General features: G+C 52.4%; 13 protein-coding genes. 6 read left to right on the forward strand and 7 right to left on the reverse strand.

All coding sequences use genetic code 11. From position 1 onward, the window contains the following. Positions 1-3: 3 nt before the first annotated feature. Positions 4-462: a phage tail protein gene (locus tag QEH53_RS01940; protein ID WP_309021431.1), complete on the reverse strand. Its 459-nt coding sequence runs from the start codon at positions 460-462 to the stop codon at positions 4-6. Positions 463-824: 362 nt separating this feature from the next. Between QEH53_RS01940 and QEH53_RS01945 the strand changes: the two genes are divergently transcribed. Further along, the gene (locus QEH53_RS01945; protein WP_309021432.1) at positions 825-1,001 is read left to right on the forward strand and encodes a hypothetical protein; all 177 of its coding nucleotides are present in this window, start codon (positions 825-827) and stop codon (positions 999-1,001) included. 241 nt (positions 1,002-1,242) lie between these two features. Further along, positions 1,243-3,189: a sialate O-acetylesterase gene (locus QEH53_RS01950; RefSeq protein WP_309021433.1), complete on the forward strand. Its 1,947-nt coding sequence runs from the start codon at positions 1,243-1,245 to the stop codon at positions 3,187-3,189. A 53-nt stretch (positions 3,190-3,242) separates the two neighbouring features. Here the strand turns inward: QEH53_RS01950 and QEH53_RS01955 are convergent, their stop codons facing one another. From QEH53_RS01955 to QEH53_RS01975, 5 genes are all read right to left on the reverse strand, one after another. Next, a complete protein-coding gene (locus QEH53_RS01955; RefSeq protein WP_309021434.1) occupies positions 3,243-4,811 on the reverse strand; it encodes a glycoside hydrolase 43 family protein in 1,569 nt (522 codons plus the stop codon). Between the two features lie 42 nt (positions 4,812-4,853). After that, positions 4,854-6,872 (reverse strand): alpha-L-arabinofuranosidase C-terminal domain-containing protein, encoded by a 2,019-nt coding sequence (locus QEH53_RS01960; protein ID WP_309021435.1) that lies wholly within the window; start codon positions 6,870-6,872, stop codon positions 4,854-4,856. Between the two features lie 45 nt (positions 6,873-6,917). Then, positions 6,918-8,861: a glycoside hydrolase family 97 catalytic domain-containing protein gene (locus QEH53_RS01965; RefSeq protein ID WP_309021436.1), complete on the reverse strand. Its 1,944-nt coding sequence runs from the start codon at positions 8,859-8,861 to the stop codon at positions 6,918-6,920. Positions 8,862-8,879: 18 nt separating this feature from the next. Then, positions 8,880-9,818 carry an alpha/beta hydrolase-fold protein gene (locus tag QEH53_RS01970; protein WP_309021437.1) on the reverse strand — a complete coding sequence of 313 codons (939 nt, stop codon included), beginning with the start codon at positions 9,816-9,818 and terminating at the stop codon, positions 8,880-8,882. A 135-nt stretch (positions 9,819-9,953) separates the two neighbouring features. After that, positions 9,954-11,309: a glycoside hydrolase family 43 protein gene (locus tag QEH53_RS01975; protein ID WP_309021438.1), complete on the reverse strand. Its 1,356-nt coding sequence runs from the start codon at positions 11,307-11,309 to the stop codon at positions 9,954-9,956. A 509-nt stretch (positions 11,310-11,818) separates the two neighbouring features. Between QEH53_RS01975 and QEH53_RS01980 the strand changes: the two genes are divergently transcribed. The 4 genes from QEH53_RS01980 to QEH53_RS01995 all read left to right on the forward strand — a co-directional run bounded on the left by QEH53_RS01980 (position 11,819) and on the right by QEH53_RS01995 (position 16,279). Next, positions 11,819-12,598, forward strand: coding sequence for an alpha/beta hydrolase (locus QEH53_RS01980; protein WP_309021439.1), 780 nt, complete (start codon positions 11,819-11,821; stop codon positions 12,596-12,598). 4 nt (positions 12,599-12,602) lie between these two features. Further along, the gene (locus QEH53_RS01985) at positions 12,603-13,526 is read left to right on the forward strand and encodes a hypothetical protein (RefSeq protein WP_309021440.1); all 924 of its coding nucleotides are present in this window, start codon (positions 12,603-12,605) and stop codon (positions 13,524-13,526) included. Between the two features lie 633 nt (positions 13,527-14,159). Continuing rightward, a complete protein-coding gene (locus tag QEH53_RS01990; RefSeq protein WP_309021441.1) occupies positions 14,160-15,182 on the forward strand; it encodes a hypothetical protein in 1,023 nt (340 codons plus the stop codon). After that, a complete protein-coding gene (locus QEH53_RS01995) occupies positions 15,170-16,279 on the forward strand; it encodes a hypothetical protein (protein WP_309021442.1) in 1,110 nt (369 codons plus the stop codon). Before QEH53_RS01990 ends, QEH53_RS01995 begins: the two co-directional genes overlap by 13 nt. On the opposite strand, the gene QEH53_RS02000 is transcribed toward QEH53_RS01995, so the two are convergent. Continuing rightward, on the reverse strand, positions 16,276-18,549 hold the full coding sequence (locus tag QEH53_RS02000; RefSeq protein ID WP_309021443.1) for a glycoside hydrolase family 95 protein: 2,274 nt from the start codon (positions 18,547-18,549) through the stop codon (positions 16,276-16,278). The genes QEH53_RS01995 and QEH53_RS02000 overlap by 4 nt on opposite strands. Between the last annotated feature and the right edge of the window lie 53 nt (positions 18,550-18,602).

Below are 18,602 nucleotides of genomic sequence, written 5' to 3' on the forward strand. Positions count from 1 at the left end.
GGCTTATCGGACAGTGAGACCTTCGTGAACGAGGACCATTTCTTCGATCAGCAGCTCTGAGGAACCGGCTTTTAATTCCGCGTAGCGCACCTTTCGTGGCCAAGCGTTCTCAAGCGTCCAGGTGATGATGGGCTCGTGCACTTCGTTCAGCAGCTTAATATTCACGGTCCGGCGGTAGAGGCTGCCTGTCGTGTTCCCTTCCTGGAAGTAGTAGGTTTGCTTCCATGATTCGTAGAAATCGAAATCACCCTCGAAGGTGCCCCGCTTCAGGGTAACGTCGCTAAACTTCGTCAATCCCGGCTGTTTGCTAGGATTGTATTTCTTGCTCGAGCCTTCACGGTACTCAATGACTTCCGTTTCGAATTCAAGTCCGCTAACTTCCGTGAAACCGATCCGGGCATCGTCTCCCCATTCGACTCGGAAGTGAAATTTTGGAATCGGGTAATCTCCTTTTGCTGGCATGCTATTTCCTTTGGTTGGATGCTGAGAGGGCTTTAGGCTGTGATCGGCTTGGAACCTATACCAAAAAATCGCGGAAGCAACCGACGCAGTTTGTTAGTTTGGATTCCCATGGAGCTTTGCCTAGCCATCGGAAGCCTGTGAGGGAAAAAAATGGGGGAGGCGTTCTGTTATCCGTTCAGTTGGACGTGGATGGAGGGATGGGTAGGATCCTAAATCTTGATATCGATACGGGATCGAGGAGCAGGAGGTTCTAGCAACGTAAGTATCACATTGCGGGAGGAATTCCGAAAGCACCTAGACAAGACGAACGTCAGTGGAAGCGGTGAGGCCAGATCGGACCTGCGGAAGAAGAGCTAAGAGTAATGTTCTCGAAGCGTATCCGCAATCACATGACAGTTGAGTCGATCCGAGAAACCTTCGTCCGCTACGAAGACTACCGAGCAACGCGACACCTGAAGTGCTTAGCAACGAAACAATCCATCGTCCTCCTCTCTCGACATTTGGAATTCTTCCTGCAGCCAGTCGAGCCTCGCATGTGAACTAAAAGCTGTCTTGGCTTGAGACTCTTCTCCGCTCCATGTACCTGTCAGTGTTTGGGGCCCTTGCGCTCACCACTTCGCAAGAGTTTTTCGCTCCTACCAAGGCCACTGCGAATTTCCCACACCGTCACAAAGTGACCAAAACGAACGTGCACCAGACTTCGGTTTGCACTGTTGACACTCCTTATCAAATTCTAAGGAACTAGTAACCCAACCAGAAACAACCCCCGAATCCGTTGCAATGAAAGGAAGCTTCCCAGCCCTACTCGCCCTTATAACGATCTTTGCTCCAGCAGGCCCGCTATCCGCTGAAATCAAACTCCCCAGTATTGTCGGAAACGACATGGTTCTCCAGCGGGACCAGAAACTCACGATCTGGGGCTGGGCCGATCCATCTGAGAAAGTCAGCGTCTCCTTTCGCGGCGACGAGGAATCGACGACTGCCGATTCCCAGGGCAACTGGTCCCTCATTTTACCCGAGCAGAAGGCCGGTGGACCGGATAACATGGAGATCAATGGCTCGAACCACATCACGCTCACAGATGTGATGGTAGGCGACGTTTGGCTGGCCTCTGGACAATCAAACATGACCCACACCTTTAACCGCTGGAAAGATGAGTACGCCACGGAAATCGCCACCTCTGAGAATCCCGAAATCCGGCAATTCCAGGTTCCTACCAAAGCTGTCCTGAGCAGACCCTTGGATGATTATCCGGGCCTAGAATGGAAAAAAGCCAATCCAGACAACTTGCTCGACTTTACTGTCGTCGGTTACTCTTTCGCGAAAGCCCTCTACGAACGTTACGGAATTCCCCAGGGTATTATCATGTCCTGCGTAGGAGGCACTCGCATCGAGGCATGGACGAGCGAGGAGGGATTCAGGACCTTTCCAGAGGAACTGGCGACCATTCAACGCAACAAGGACAGCGAGTACATCGACCGGATCAACGCTGAAGCAAAAGCTGATCGCGAGGCTAACCCCGGCCTAGAAACGGTCGACGCTGGCAACGTTGCAGAGCCTAAGTGGTACGCTACCGACTACGAGCCGCTCAACTGGAAGCCTATCAACATCCCAGGCTACTGGGAGCACCAAGGGATCCGAGACCTCGACGGCGTCGTCTGGTATCGCAAGGAAATCGAAATTCCCAATTCCATGGTCGGTGTCGAAGTGCTCGCCAAGCTGGGCCGCATACGCAACGCCGATGACTTTTACGTCAATGGAGTCCGCGTCGGTGGCACGGGCTACGAGTATCCGCAACGTCGCTACACCATTCCTGCAGACCTCCTGCACCCCGGTAAGAACCTCTTCGTCATCCGAGTCTCCAACCAATCAGGGAATGGCGGGTTCATTCCCGACAAGCCCTACCAACTTGAAGCCGACGACCAGATCGTCGACCTGAAAGGCACCTGGCACTATCGCGTTGGCGAGGTCTATCGCCCCAACCCATATCAATACAAGCGTGGCATCGACGCCGGCTCGCAACCGTCTTCTCTGTACAATGCCATGATCGCCCCCTTCACCTCATACGGCATCAAAGGGATTCTCTGGTATCAAGGCGAGAGCAACGCAGGCAATCCGCAGGCCTACGCCAAGCTTCTGCCTAACCTGATCAAGGATTGGCGCAACCAGTTTGGCTCCGATGATATCGCTTTCTATATCGCGCAGCTGCCTAACTTCATGGACGTTGACTACCTTCCCGCAGAGAGTGGCTGGGCGGCCATGCGCGAGGCTCAACTGGATACAGCCCGTAGCACCCCACTAACGGGACTCGGCATTAACATCGAACTCGGCGAATGGAACGACATTCACCCCGGAGGCAAGTGGACAGTTGGCGAGCGCCTCGCTCTTCAAGCCAGAAAGATCTCTTACGGCGAGGACATCGTCTCCTCAGGTCCCATATTCAAGTCACAGGAAATCAAGGACGGGGAAATCATTCTCACCTTCGACAATGTGGGCAGCGGCCTCACTTCCACAAATGACGAAGAGCTCGCCCACTTCGCCATCGCTGGCGAGAGTAAACAATTCGTCTGGGGAAAGGCTGAAATATTAGGAGACAACGTAGTCGTATCCAGCGAGGAGATACCTGAGCCAAAGTACGTACGTTACGCTTGGGCCGACAACCCAGACTTCGCCAACCTCGGTAATGAGGAGGGACTTCCCGCCGCCCCTTTTCGCACTGATCGCTAGACGATCGCCTCCGCTACCGTTGGGTCGGCCTCCACGAAGACGACCCAACTAACTTACATCGCCTCACTCAGTTCGTCTCCTATACGGTAGTAGTCGAAATCCACGTACCCACCCGCTTCTTGGGAAGCCCAATTGAAGAGGCCAAAACGATAGCCCATGAAGTGTGGCAATGTGTAGCGCATCTGCAGTGCTTCGCCTATCGAGATCCACTTCTTACCATTCAAGCTGTAGTAAAAATAAGCTTTGTCTGTCCGCTCACGGAAATCGCACTCAATCTTGAAGTAAACCGTTTTCTTCTCTAGAGGTACAGAGGCCAAAACCTCTGGTTCATCTTCCTGAGCCCGAACCATCAGGATCGAGCGCTCGCCACCTTCTTGCCTCACGCTCACGTATCCAAAATGTCGTTGCAGTGCGATCAGTCCGGCTGTGTCGCCATCTTTCATTTTCGACACGTCGAGCTTGGTCTCGGCAGAACTGATCGGCCCAAAGGTTCGTTGTGTCAGTATATTCCTCGCGTGGAGCACATCCGCATCCACTCGAACGGTTTCGAGACGCAAGTGGCCCTTTCGCTCGCCGATCGACCAATTGTCGTTAACGGGATTGTGATTCCACTGCCAAGCCAAGGGCAATTCCGCTCCGCTCTTTCGGTCGAATTCATCCGAGGTTACTAGATTCGCAAATCCCATTTCCGAATCTTCCAAATCAAGAACCATAGGCGCTTTTCCTTCCACGCCGAGTACGGGCCAGCCGTCCTCCCACTCCACCGGTACTAACCAAGGACTCCGCCCCACTGCACCATTGTCTTGGAACAGAACTGCAAACCAATCTCCTTCAGGCGTATCGATCAAACAACCCTGCGCGACGCCTTTGTCCTGAAGAACCATCCGACCCTCGTACGGCCCTTTGATAGAATCCGAACGGTGCACGATCTGCGTCCGCATACCACCCTGTGGCCAGCAGATATTCATCACGTAGTAGGTTCCATCTTTCTTTAGCACCTGGGTTCCTTCGGCATGCAACATTGCGTTATTCGTAGCGACCTTCTCGGCGTGCTCGATGACCACTTCGTTGAAGCCCCCGTCCTTGATGCCCGACAAATCCGACTCCAATTCCACAAGTCGCAGGTTGCCGCCACCGTAAAGCATATAAACTTTTCCATCGTCGTCGAAAACCAGCGAATGGTCGTGCAAGGATGGCTCGAATGAGATTTCCTTCCACTCGCATTTTTCGATATCATCCGTCGTGAAGATATGGGTACGTCCGCTGGTCGCTGAGAAAGTGGATACGTAAAAGGTGCCGTCGTGATAGCGCAAACTGCTCGCCCAAGACCCCCGTCCATAGGCTGCCTTATCCGTCTCCAACCTCAAAGCTTCATTGTCAGCTAGCGTATCGTAGGCATATCCGAGCAATTCCCAGTTCACCAAATCCTTGGACTTCATTATCGGAAGCCCAGGACTCATGTGCATCGTCGTGCTGCTCATGTAATAGGTGTCGTCCACGCGAATCACCGCCACATCGGGCACGTCCGCCCAAATGAAAGGATTCTCGGCCTTCTCAGCATTCAAAAGTCCCGCTGCGCTTGAAAATATCGCAACAACTAACCAAAATTTACTCCGCTTCATAATCATAAAACTATTAATCTTCTCTTGAGGTGAAAACGCGCCTTAACGCAGGCGCAAAATAGTGAGAGAATTCGCCGGGAACTCGCGCTCGAACTGTGAACGTACCTCGCCGCTTTCTACGACCGTCACTGCTTGGGGCGCTTCTCCATCCTGGTTAACCGCATCCGCGTTTTCATGACTGAATACAACCGATTTCAGGTCGTACTGCGTTTCCTTGCCGGAACTCAAATCAATCGAGGAGGAGATAGCCTCCGGTTCACCATTCACGACCTTGACGATGATGTCACCCGACTTCGAGTCTCGAACGACCGAAGCCACCAACTTCTCACCGTCTTCCACTTCTCTAAACGAAAAAGGCAACGCCGTATCTCCACTGTTTACACTGAACAAGCGCTGCACTTCGTAGTTAAGCGTAGGATACACTTGGGTTGCATCGAAATAAATCAGGTCCGGCCGCCACTGCGTATGACCACGACGTGAAAGCATCGGGGCGTAAGACGCAAACCGCACAATATCGGCATTCCGTTCAAAACTCACTAATCCAGCCGCCTCCGCAATCGCCGACCGCATTGTGTTTGCCCGATTCGGTTCATGGGCCGCATATTCGCCGACATACACTTCCGCGCTCTCCCGGTCGTAGGCGTCATACCTCTCTTGGTTTTCCCAAAACCAATCCGGCTCCACGTAGTAGTGCTCGTCGATTATATCCAGGTTGAGCTCTCTGGTAAACTCCCAGCCATTGTCGTAATCCTCTCCGCTAGCGAAGGGGCCTACCGTACCAATAACGACTATATCCGGATACCGTTTCTCGACCGCATCGCGGATCATCTGGAAACGCACCTCGAAGATTGAAGTGATCGCGTCCTCATTACCCACGCCCAGATACTTCAGGCCAAACGGTTCGGGATGCCCCGCCTCGGCCCGGACCGAGCCCCATTCCGAATCGGCAGGACCATTCGCCCATTCGATGAGATCGAGCACATCCTCGATGTAATCAGGCATCTCGTCGAGAGGCAGTCCCTCCTGTCCACGTCCCGGGCTGTCACCTGAATGCTGGCAACAAACACCCGCCGAAACCACAGGAATAGGGATCGCCCCCATGTCCTCGCTAAACTGAAAGAACTCATGGTAGCCGAGACCCAAGGTCTGATGGTATCCCCAAAGGTTCCGAAACGCCTTTCTCTGCTCCAGCGGCCCGACGCTGTCTTTCCAATCATAGTACTGGTGAATGCCCTGACCGTGAACCAAACACCCGCCGGGAAAACGCATGAACTTAGGTTTCAAATCTGCAATCGTCTGGGCCAAGTCCTTACGAAGCCCATTCTCGCGGCCCATAAAAGTGTCATGGGGAAACAACGACACCATGTCTAATGCGATACCGCCGGCCCTTTCCGCGAGTAGAACGAAACGAGCCTTATCCGTCGTCGCATTGGGCACGAGCGCAGCGCTATGCTGCTTCCACTGTCGTCCCTGCACAACAAAGCTCGATTCCGCTATTACTTCACCTACCTCGTTCTCCAGCCGAGCGACCATCGGCATCGCCTCTTCCTCCTCTTCAGGAGAACCACCCCACTTTTCGCCCATGTAAGCCTGGTACGCCCAGAAAGAAACCTCATAAGATTTGCCCGCTTCTACTGGGATTTGGTCAAACCCTTCATTAGCAACACCCACGCCCAATCCGGCGGCTTCGACATTGAGCAGCAGGTAGTGTGGGTTGTTCACATGCACCGGGCGCATATTTCCAAGGCTGAGACGTCCTTTCCCATCACCGGTTTCAACTAGGTCCCAAAACGAAAAAGGACCCCAACTCGCAGTTTCAGTCGCGCTGTATTCAAAAGATCGATTTTGAATCAGCTCCGCATAGAGACCACCGTCCGCTGCGTAATTCAGATCCTCATAGAAAATACCCACCAAGTCTGGACTGATCGCCTTACCTTCGTCCTGCATGTCGATTTTCAGCGTAGCAGCGGGTAGCGATGACACGCCCAGCAGAGACAAAGAAAATAAGACGGCCGAACGCTTGCTGCTTCGCCCCTTTTCTTGAGAATACTCGTTGTTCATAATACCTGATACGTGTGGGGCTATCGGAGGGCGGAAACCTGAGAGCTATTTTTGGTGGAACAATACAGCACCGCCTTGCGGCTCCAAGCTGAGCGTTATCTGACCATCAGCTTGAACGCTCACTTCACTGAAGCCGGACCGCTGCTCTCCCGCCTTGTCATGGATTAACGATAGTGTCTCACCTGCAAGGAAAGGAACGTTGAGCGAGAGCGTCTTCTCCGAGTCTTCACCATTCGATGCCGCCAAGTACCAACGATCTCCCGACCGGCGAGCCAACACCACATGCTTGCCAGGATACCCATCTACAAACCGAGTCTCATCCCAGACGGCGGGAACCTCGCGAAGAAAATCGATCACATACTCGGGCTGTTCCTCGAAAACGCGGGGCGTAATTCCATAGTGCTGTATGCCAGAGAAAAAGAGAACTGATGTCGCTAACTGGAATGCGTCCGTCGTCCGGCGGATGTTTCCGCTTTCGGGATCGCCGGAGAAACGGTTGTTCAATACAACTGGGCCATAGTCCATCGCCGCGACCGGATTACGCACGAGCGTCATCACCGTGCTACGCCATGCCTCGCCATCGGCGAACCCTTGGGAGAACACGAGGTTCTCCGAAGCTGTCACCGCCTCACTTGTCATGTGATTTGGATACATACGCTCCCACCCGCGCGGCAAAGTCGCTCCATGGAAATTCATGTTCAGACCGTAGCGGTTCCCATCCGTGAGGATGTCTTCGTAGAGTTTCATCGTGACCTGCTTGTCTCCTCCAAAGAAATCGACCTTCAGACCCTTGACTCCGATCGACTGCAGCCACGCCATTTCTTGTTGCCTAGCAGGAGCAGAATCGAGCCGGTTTCTCGGCCCTTGTGGAGCATTGTTCCAATATCCGTTCGAGTTGTACCAAAGTAGCACATCCACGTCCTTGGAATTTGCATACGCCACCAGCTCTGCCAATTTCTCGCGTCCTAGATTCCCATCCCATAAGGCGTCAATGAGGATGTACTCGAAACCAATATCCGCTGCCAGATCGATAAAAGTCCGCTGGTCCTTTTCGTTCATGCTTTGGTCCTGCCAAAGGAGCCAGCTCCAAGTCGCGCGACCGGGCTTTAGGCTAGCAGCTCCTTCGTAGAGCGGTTCAACCACGTCTGTCGCAACCGTCGACTCTACAATCGGAGCTAAGGTCTCACCTACTGTGATGGTGCGCCATGGCGTCGTCATAGGCAGCGAGCTCGCAACTGTCGAGGCACCTATGCCGCCATTCTCGTCGGGTTCTGGAAAGGTGACCAAGTACAAACCGTCTTCGGTGGGGTTACCCAGGCGAGTCCCCGCGTACTTGCTTGAAACACCCGTTTCCGAGACCATTGCCCATGCGTCCTCGCCAAAGCGGAAAAGGCCGGGATACGTAAACCCAAGCCCACTTGGAGCTGTCGTACCCACCGGCACATCCATCAGGTACCCTTCCTCGTAACTTGGCTTCGTGCCCATCCATCCCGTGCCGGCTTTCGCTTGTTGGGAGAGGAACGCTGTCGTACCAGCGGGAAAGTCGAAACCAGTGGCTTCGCTTTCGACGATCAGCCGAACGTTTTCTTCGCTCGAAATACGATAGGCGAAAGCGGCATCATGGTCCGCGACCCGTACGAGAACCTCCATCAAGTCGCCGTTCACGTTGCGATAGCGGGCCGTCAACTCGTTCGCCACGTAATCGACCTGGCTCACCTTGCCGTGGGGCAATTCGTAGCTTTCCTCGATCAAGAGAATCTCGGAGCCATCCTCTTTCAAACCGCTCGCGAAACTGCCAATACTCGTTTCCAAGCCCAGCGGAGACTTTTCCAGAACAAGAGTATCCTTGTAGTTGACTTCGTAATACAGCTTACCTCCATCCAATTCAAGGTCCACCTGAAGCGAACCCTCCGGACTTTTCACCTCGTAAGCTGAGAGATTAGCAAAGCCAAGGGCTATGGCTGCAGAACAGTAAAATGGTATCTTCATGCGAATTGCTCCGTTTGATTAACGAAAGAGGCGTTGGCTAAAGTGGTAGAGGTTACTTCCCCAAGTTTCGGCGTCGTGCCCATGGTCATCCACATTCCAGATATGAGGTATGTCATGCTTTTGCAAATACCGTTGAATTCCTTGAGAGAAGTTTATGAGACCGTCCTTATTACCGCACGATAGGTAGAATAGGTTCAATCCCTTCTTCACCGCTTCGGGATCGGGCATTAACACCTCAGCAGGCTTGGTATTGGGAGCTGAGGAGAAGGCGCCCAACCACGCGAAGGTGTCCAGATGCGTCAGGCAAAAGTTCAGCGTTTGACCGCCACCCATGGAAAGCCCGGCTAGGGCTCTGTGCTCGCGATCTGTCTTGGTCGAGTAATTGGCGTCAATCGCCGGAATCAAGAATTTGATCAGGTCCTGCTCAAATTTGGCAAAGCCTTCCAACTTCTCCGGCGCGAAAATTTCGCCTTCCGCTCGATCGTTCGCCAATGCTCGGCCATTGGGCATTACGACAATCATTGGCTCGGCTCTGCCTTCGTTAATCAAATTATCTAGGATGAGGTTGGGCGATGCGAAACGTAGCCATTCCGTCTCGTCTCCTCCGATTCCGTGCAAGAGATACAAAACAGGGTAACTCGCCCCTTCCTGGTAATGAGGCGGCAAGTAAACGTTCGCTGTGCGAATCGTACCGGTTACGCCCGATTCGTACTCGAACTCTTCTAATTTGCCTCGGTCCACGTCCTTACGTTCCGCCTTGTAGCCTTTCGGAGGCTCTGGAAAGGCTCGGACGTCCTGGTCCGCCAAAACGATTTCTCGTGCGAAGTTAGCCCGGGCCTGTCCTTGGCCAGATGACTCGCCATCGGATTCCTGAGCTTGGGCGAACGAAATCGGGGCGATGAATAATACGGATGCGAAAAGTCGCAAGGTGGACTTGGTTATTAGATATTGTACCACAGTTCTTGGGGGTTAGATTTGAAGCCACTTTCGATCGAGGATAATCGAAAGCGGATACGCCTCATGCAAGACGTCGTGCCGCAGAAACGCAAATGCGACGTCTGTCGTTCTAAAGTTAGACAGTGTAGGGCTAAGCTACTTCAAGCCAAATTGCCACCAATCCAGCTTGGCGAGTTCACCTTCACCACCATCGAACACTAGATAGAGGTCATGAATACCCTTAATACCACTGGCTTTGCCCTCGACGGTTTTCCAGTCAGCGCCTGGAGCAACGTCTAGCGTCGCTACGACTTTGCCGTCTAAACTACCTAGCCGCATCTCGATCATGCTCGAGACCGTCCCACCTCGGACGCTCGCGGAGATCTTGCGAGCTCCCTTGCTTCCGAAATCAACTCCTGCGAGTTTAATCCAGTCCCCATTTTGCGTATCCGTGAGATTCATACCTCCGGCTGGACAAGGCTCAGTCTCGACTCCGCTCTGAGCGGCGAACGTTTCACCTTCGACTCGGACGTATGGATCGAGGTGCCCGTTTTGCTCTACGCCATCAGTGGTGTACTCGACCTTAATAATGGCACCCTCCTCATCGTATCCAAATTCTTCGAGAGCGATATTGCGGCGAAACCCTGTAGGAATCCCAGCCTCGGTTGCCACGATGCGGTTGTGGTACACGTGGTACCATTTGTCCCTGAACTTAAACTCAGCGGCATGGTTGTTGTTATGGTTGAGCGGTGGTTGGTCCGCTACGATGCCTGCGTACTCGAAGCCTTCGGTAGGATGCTTGCTCGTCATATAGTCGATACGCATCTCGGCCTTGGGGGTGGTCGAGTAAGTGAAATAGTAGGTATCCTCGATCTTGTAAACCCAAGCAGCTTCGAAGAAATTGGGAGCGTGCATCTTGATCACCTCCCCATCGATGGTTACCATATCCGGCTTTAGCTTCGCGGCGCGTACGTTGTCGTCGCCATTACCGCCGAAATAAATGTAGGCCTGATCGTCGGTGTCGATGAATACGCCAGGATCAAAGAGCCACATGTTTTTGGCCGGCTGTACACCTGGGGTGCCGTGGGTGATCAACGCCTTGCCGAGAACATCCTCGAAGGGGCCGATCGGACTGTCCCCCTCGGCAACGCCGATATCCGCACCTCCATTTCCAAAATAAAGGTAGAACTTTCCATTACGACCTATTCCTGCGGGAGCCCACGTTTTCTTTGCCCAAGAAGTGTCGCGCTCCGCGTCGAAAACGATCCCGTGATCAGTCCAATTTTTCATGTCGCTGCTGGAAACGCAAACTACGTTCGGAATGTTGTAGCCTCCTTCCAGTGGACTCTCGTCGTCATTCGAACAATAGATGTATACGCGGTCCTCGGTGACCACCGACGTCGGATCGGCCAAATAACGATGCGAAGCGATTGGATAGTCCGCTAGGGCTTCAGTGGAGATCGCGCCTGCTGCCGCTAAGATCAACAGACTCTGGAGATTTTCTTTTATCATAATTAGGAGTATCGTAAATTTATATAAGATTGATTGGTAAGCCCAGACACGGATTCTAATAACAGATCACTGTGTCAGATTGCGTTACAGTCTGCTCTAAAAAGAATGCATTTGAATTTCTTGAGCGTTTCCCAGAACGCTAGACAAGGGCACAAACGGAGTTAAATTCATACGTATAGGCTCTATGCGAATAGAGTTGCGGGCAACAACACTAAACCACCGTTTATTGACTATCTGAATACAAATACAAACTACAAAGTTCGACTCTATAGCCTAGGCTATAATAACTCTCTAGTCAGAGGCAAACCCTTCCGTAATTTCTAACTATCTGAAGAACCTTTACTGAGAATAAATTCCTGAGCTCGAAATCTCGGATCAAGTATTAGTTAGTAGAGTTAAATGCCAAATTTTATAACTTAAGTTATAGTTATCATTTGCCCTATAAAATGCTGACAACTTCAAACCGAGTCGCAAGTTTCCTATCCATCCCGAAAGTACCCTGCGTCAATATGAAAAATCTTCGCCTCGCTCTCGCATTGGTAGCCCTCTTCGCGCTCCCAACACTCGCTCGTTCAGCCACCGGAAAGGAAACGTTCGTCATTCTACATGGAGCAACAGCGGGCGGCTGGGAATGGAAAAGTACCGCCGCGCAGTTGCTCGAAAAAGGCCATACCGTTTATCGGGCCACTCTTACCGGATTAGGGGAGCGGATACACCTAGCCAGTCCGGAGATCGATCTGGAAACCCATGTACAGGATGTCGTGAACCTCATTCTCTTCGAGGACTTGAACGATGTAGTCCTGTCGGGACACAGCTACGGAGGAATGGTGATAACGGGCGTCATCGACAGGATTCCAGAACGCATTAAGCACGTCATCTACCTCGACGCTGCCGTGCCCGACGATGGCATGTCTCTCTACGACCTCTTCGGCGGGCCCGGGGAAGGCACAAACGTCGAGAATGGAATGCTGCAAGTACCTTGGGTAAAAGCGGACACTAGCCCACCGCACAGCGCCCCGCAATCCGTGAAAACGTTCTCCTCCCGCGTCTCGTACGACAACCCTGCCGCGCTTACTTTACCGGTGACTTACGTGGCTTTTGTACCAGCAGACCAATCAGCGGAGGAGCGAGCTAAACGTGACGGGAGCTGGCAACGAGCCGAAGCTCGAGGATGGACGGTCCGCACCTTCCCGGGACACCATGTAGCCCAGCAGGAAGACCCCGCAGGCGTCGCTTCCCTCATGCTCGAAAGCATTGAAGACCGTAACAGCGCACCTACTTCCCAATAGACTAATGAAATCCATACGACTACTGTGCCTTATTTTTTTGGTCGCTGCCCAAGCGAGCTCAGCAAACCCAGATACGGCCAAGGCTGAAAAGACTAAAAAGCCTCGCCAAACCATCGCCCATTCCATCGTCAGTCCGGAATACCAACGCCAGAGGCTGCCCAACGGTCAATGGGAGGAGCAAACATACGCTCTCGCCATCGGCAAGATGCTCGACCCAACCGACCGCGACCAGTCGCTCGAAGCGCTCAGCGTCAGCGAGATGGCGGAGATACTCGCCAACGCCCTTCATCGCCAAAACTTCATCCCCGAGAGCAACCCCGACAATACGGATCTCATGATCGTTGTGAACTGGGGAAAAACGATTCCCTACCACGACGGCTTCAAGCAGACCGCTCTCGACGGAATTACCAACTCCTTCAATGAAATCAACGCGATTGAGATCGAGCCGGAAAGCGCAGGATCCGTCACCTTGGGTTCATCCGAATCCGTATCTGAATTAGAAATGACGCTGGCCATCCAATCGATGGCGGAGCGAGCCCGCCGCCAAGCCAACGACTACAACGCGCAGCTGCTTGGTTTCGCTCCACAACTTTCGCAGTACTACTTCGACGATCCTTTGGGCGGACCGCAACGACTTGTCATGGACGACCTCATTGGCGAAATCGAGATGGATCGCTACTTCGTAATCCTGCAAGCCTATGACTTCAAAAAGCTCGTTGAAAACAAGGAGAAAGATATACTTTGGATCACGCGCTTCAGCATGCGGGCCAAAGGCCGAAAATTCGACGAGGAGTTAGAAAACATGGCCCGAGCCGCCTCGCAATTCTTCGGTACCGAGACGAAACGATTGAAGCGCGGACTGCTTCCTGGTGAAATCAAGATGGGCGAACTCGAAGTGGTCGAGACAATGGAAGCAGAAGAGAATTGAGGCAGCTCTAGCGAAAAGGCATCAACTATCTCGTGCGTATCGTTATTTCTGGATACGAGCATTCTCCAGTGATCCTTTGATAGCAACCACATCACCGAACCTTTGTATCAAAGGTTTTTTTCCTGATCCGTGACATTCCTCCAACTTAGCTGAACGTGGCTTAGATTTGATCATCCAAAGGAGTGGTTGGCATTCGATACTCCGAACTCATGAAACGGTACAGGGATGGCTTAGAATAGTTATGCAAAAACCATTACTATAGTAATAGTTATTTTTCATCGCCCCCCCAACACCTAGCAATCATATCAATTGGAATGAGACAATTATACCTAATTTTTAGTTTACTTTCGGTCGCTTTATTTAGCTTACCTAACCCCCAAGCCAAAGCAGATTCATAATGTGGGTCAAGCTGGGTTGAGTGCGTAGGAAATAACCGTTGCATCATGTCGCCGACATACCACTACCTATACAGCTATTGGGAATATGATCCACTATTCGGGGGTATGCAAGAGATCGAGGTTTGGGGATGCACCCTCGAATCTGCGTGCCAACCACACTACCTTTGCGGCGGATATCAAGGCTAGATGTTACGATTCACACTCATCGAACTAGCTATAAAGAAAGAAGTAGCTTTTGCGAAACAAGAATTCCGTTGCCTTGGATAAGTATCATCTCACCGCTATTTTATCGGTTTCTATTATCGCGGGCTTAGCTTGGGGCTTGAGCGAATCTCGCTTGAATCCAGACGACTCTGAGATAATCCCCTATCGGAAGCTCCCCTCCACGAGTCACGCTCAGGACTCTGAAAGCCGTACTCTTACGAGCGAAACGATAAACAACGCTGGCGACACCTTCTTAAGCAATCTACTCGAAGACCGGCGAGCTATCCCTCTACTCAACGAAGACAGGCTTCTCGGCGTCTTCATTGAAAACCAGCGCGAACACTTCGAATACCTACTGAGTAGAACTATGCTTTCAGAGCCACAAAGAACTCTGGAGTTAGTCGATAAAAACATCGAAAGCTCTACCCCTCGCTTGCGAAACCTGCTTCTACAGGTTCTAGGCGAAAGCAAAGGCTCAACCGCGATGGAGTGGTATCTCGTGGCTAATACTCCTCCAGAGGATCTCCCCGAGACCTCAGCTTCCTCTCTCGAATTTGGCCATACAATACCCGAAGGCACAAAAGTTGCAGACGACTCAAACGGCAGAACGGTCTGGGATACCGATGTTCGAGAAATTATGAAAGGTTGGGCCCAAGCCGATTCCGAATCTGCCACCAGATTTGCGGAAGCTAACTTTGGGTTATTCGAGAGAATCGATATCGGAGAGTTGCTGCTCAGAGCCCGCTCGCACGATGGAGGCATTGTTACAGTTGCTCCTTGGCTAGACTCGATAAAGTCCGAGGAAATGCTCAGCCAAGTGGCGCAGCCAGCTTTCTTCAGAATGTATCATCTAGAGAATCCCATATCCGCTCTTAAATACCTTCAAGATCTCCCTCCAAACTCGCCAATCACACGCGCTGCAGCCACATTGTTGCTCGATGAAACAACAGCGGGAGGAGATCGAGCACAGAGAGCATTGAACGCCCTAAGCGACTTGCCTGACGGCCCTGTAAAGACGCAGTTGATGCAAGAAATAGACGCATGGCAAAAGTGAGGACAGTAGCAGCAACCGTGTTCATAGCGAGCGTGACAACCTTTGTGTCCTATCAGGCAGGCACCCTGCTGCGACGCGGCTTTTCAGCAACCTCCATCAATACGTATTCATCATCTAAATACACCGCAAGTAACCAAACCGAAACATCCAATTCAACCGAGCTGGAAACAAACGCTTCAAGCTCGATCGACGACAGCGATTGGCTTAGCTCAATGTCCTCAGAAGAGTTGGTCTACTATCTCGACCATATTCGAATAGAATTTGCTTCCCTAGACGAACACGAAACTTCGAAAGTATTGAGCCAACTCGAAGGCTTCGAGAGACGTTGGCTGCTCGCCCATATCGCGAGTGAGAACCCTTTTAGAGTACTAGAGCTAAGATCGACTATCGGAGCTCAGCTTGTTGACGAAAACTCGGTTCGCACGGCTTTACGAACTGCAGATCCGGTAATGGCATTGGACTGGATTTGGAAACATGCAGAATCGCCTCAGGCCCAATTGGCACGTCTTCATTTCCTTTACGATAATTGGGTTATGAACGACTCGGAGCTCGCCGTATCTGCGACAATCCAAACGCTCGACGATAGCTCAGAATCAAAGCGTTCAGCAAGCGCTTTGCTGCGAGCGATAAGCAAGCGCGGCAACTCTCAAAGACTTATCGAAGCCAGCGAACAAATTGTAAAGCAAGAGAAGCTCCCGGCCACAGCATTGACTTCAATCACTGCAAACTTGCTCATCCGAAAAGACCCAGCCGCTGCAATCGAATGGCTGGCTTCCTTAGACAACCCTTCGTTGCAGATCGTTTTTTCTACAGAGGCTGTCGAAGCCTACAATCGAACCTTGGAGCGAGACAGTGAAAGAGCTAAATTTGTGGATACAAAAAAAAGTCCTGCCACGGATGCCGCCTTAGACGAGCTTTTTAAGCGGATCTACACGGTCAATCCCCAAGGAGCCCGAAGCTGGGTCCAAGCTTTAAAAAATGACCCAAAGACTCAGGGCATAGCAGAAAGAATGGAGAGAAACTTCCGCGGCGTATTTGATATCGAAATACAGAGTACGCCGCCAGAGCTCCGCGACACGTCAGCTAATGACGACTAGAGAGATCCTTGCAGCTCGATCGATTCACCTGCTTGCGTAGCAAATCGCCGCGCTTCTCCGCCGAGGCGAACGGTTACTGCTCCACCACGAAGCGAACGAATTTTGGCGTTGGAGAGCTCTCCACCCTCCCACTTCATATCCACTTCAAAGCCGCCACGGGAACGGAATCCTTGAATGGAACCAGCTTTCCAATCTGCTGGTAACGCTGGCAAGAGGTGGATGATCCGATCTCCATTTTCATCTACGAGGTGGGTTTGCAAAAGCATTTCGACGATGCCGCTGGCTCCGCCAAAATTCCCGTCGATTTGGAAGGGCGGATGCGCGTCGAACATATTGGTGTAACAAAAGCCCGGGCTGATCAAGAGACGCAAAAGGTCATGAGCGCGGTCGCCTTCCAACAGGCGAGCCCAGAAATTTACTTTCCAAGCCAAGCTCCAGCCCGTCCCTTCGTCGCCGCGCAATTCCAGCGTCTTGCGGGCCGCGGCAGCCAACTCCGGCGTGAGAACCGGCGAGATCTGATTGCTTGGATGCAAAGCGTAGAGATGGGAAACGTGGCGGTGCCCCATCTCCGGAGCGTCGAGGTCCCAGTCGAATTGCCATTCCTGCAGCTGTCCAGCTTTGCCCAATTTGAACGGTGGCAACCGGTCGGCGGTACGTTCGACTTCCTCGCGGAAGTCAGCGTCTACACCCAATATTTGACTGGCGGTGGAGACCGCCGAAAAGAGGTCCCGCAAGATCGAGTTGTCCATGGTCGGGCCTGCAGCGATTGAGACGCCGGGGTGATGTCCGTTTTCCGGAGAGTTAGAGGGCACTGTGACCAAGTATCCAGTTCTTGGATCTTCTACCAACGTATCTAAGAAAAATTGAGCAGCTCCTTTGAGCACGGGATAGTCGGCTTCCAGCGTTGCGACGTCCCCTGTGAACTCGTAACGCTCCCAAAGGAAAAGACTCAACCACGCTCCACCCATGGGCCACATGCCCCAAAAAACTCCGTCGATAGGTGCGGAAGCTCTCCAGAGATCGGTGTTGTGATGCGTTACCCAGCCCGATGCATTGTAGTGCTTCTTTGCGGTCCGCTGTCCCGATTCGCTGAGTTCGTGCAAGAGCATGGCGAGCGGTTCCACGCACTCCCCGAGCTGCGTTACTTGAGCTGGCCAGTAATTCATCTCCGTATTGATGTTGATGGTATACTTGCTGTCCCAAGGTGCAAAAAGCTTGTCGTTCCAGACACCCTGCAGGTTCGCCGGTTGCGAGCCGGGACGCGAACTGGAAATCAAAAGGTAACGGGCAAAGTTGAAATAGAGCTCTGCCATTTTCGGATCACGGTCCTGAGAAAAGCTAGCGATACGAGCGTCGGTATCACGCTCAGCCAATTCCGGTTTCGAGCTCTCTAGGTTCAATTTCACGCGACCGTAGAGATCCTGATAGTCTTTCAAGTGCCGTTCGTTGATTTCAGTGAAACTGAATTGGTTGGCAGCTTCTAGCGTATCCGCATTGTTCTGACGCGGATTCCCACTGACATCATTCCAATTCACGTAACTCGTATCCGCGGCAATAAGGATCGTCACGCTATTGGCATCGCGCACCTTGAGATAACCGTCCCCAGGCATGGCCCAGCCGCCATCGATTTGTACCGCTGCTTCCGCGCTCCAACTCAGAGCCCCTTCGATTCCCGCGCGTTCGCTGTTTCGACCGGAAATACGCAAACCGTCCACCCAGTATTCGCCGCGAGTACGCTCATGCGGAGAGACAAACTGTAGGCTGAGGTCGACTTTTCCAGGTTGATCGGCGCGTATCCGGATTGCTATGACACCATCCACAGCACTCGCAATGTGCTCACGAGTGAAACGGACCCCATCTACTTCGTATGTCACGGTCGCGATCGCCTCGTCCAAATTAAGAGTTCGCTGATAGTTCTCCACGCGGTCGTGTCCGGGTATGCGTACCAGCAAGTCGGCCATAGCCTGATAGCTCATTTGAACCATCGGCTTGCCCATGAAAGAGCTTTGCACCAATTCCTGAGCCTCCTTGTGCTTGTTCTGAAAAATCAGTTCACGGATTTCGGGAAGGACGTCCCCTGCTTCCTCGTAGCTCGGGTCGTAAGGTCCCCCAGCCCAGAGCGTGTCGTGATTGAGCACGATCCGCTCCTCTTCGGTCCGTCCCATGACCAAGGCACCCAAGCTGCCGTTTCCGATGGGGAGGCCTTCCGAGAGAGGCTCGAACTGGCCGGCTTCCCCGTACTTAAGCAACGAGACGTTGGGGAACGCCAATTGAGAGCAGATGAAGCACGTTAATATTGAAAGGGAACGTCTTAGGGTATTTT

Origin of the sequence: Pelagicoccus sp. SDUM812002, assembly GCF_031127835.1 — a bacterium.
Taxonomy (GTDB): domain Bacteria; phylum Verrucomicrobiota; class Verrucomicrobiia; order Opitutales; family Opitutaceae; genus Pelagicoccus.

Excerpts from the sequence above, each read along its gene's own strand:
- QEH53_RS01980 (WP_309021439.1), top strand. The coding sequence starts at position 11,819 with ATGAAAAATCTTCGCCTCGCTCTCGCATTGGTAGCCCTCTTCGCGCTC.
- QEH53_RS01955 (WP_309021434.1), bottom strand. The coding sequence starts at position 4,811 with ATGAAGCGGAGTAAATTTTGGTTAGTTGTTGCGATATTTTCAAGCGCA.
- QEH53_RS01965 (WP_309021436.1), bottom strand. The coding sequence starts at position 8,861 with ATGAAGATACCATTTTACTGTTCTGCAGCCATAGCCCTTGGCTTTGCT.
- QEH53_RS01985 (WP_309021440.1), top strand. The coding sequence starts at position 12,603 with ATGAAATCCATACGACTACTGTGCCTTATTTTTTTGGTCGCTGCCCAA.
- QEH53_RS01960 (WP_309021435.1), bottom strand. The coding sequence starts at position 6,872 with ATGAACAACGAGTATTCTCAAGAAAAGGGGCGAAGCAGCAAGCGTTCG.
- QEH53_RS01975 (WP_309021438.1), bottom strand. The coding sequence starts at position 11,309 with ATGATAAAAGAAAATCTCCAGAGTCTGTTGATCTTAGCGGCAGCAGGC.
- QEH53_RS01995 (WP_309021442.1), top strand. The coding sequence starts at position 15,170 with ATGGCAAAAGTGAGGACAGTAGCAGCAACCGTGTTCATAGCGAGCGTG.
- QEH53_RS01940 (WP_309021431.1), bottom strand. The coding sequence starts at position 462 with ATGCCAGCAAAAGGAGATTACCCGATTCCAAAATTTCACTTCCGAGTC.
- QEH53_RS01945 (WP_309021432.1), top strand. The coding sequence starts at position 825 with ATGTTCTCGAAGCGTATCCGCAATCACATGACAGTTGAGTCGATCCGA.
- QEH53_RS01950 (WP_309021433.1), top strand. The coding sequence starts at position 1,243 with ATGAAAGGAAGCTTCCCAGCCCTACTCGCCCTTATAACGATCTTTGCT.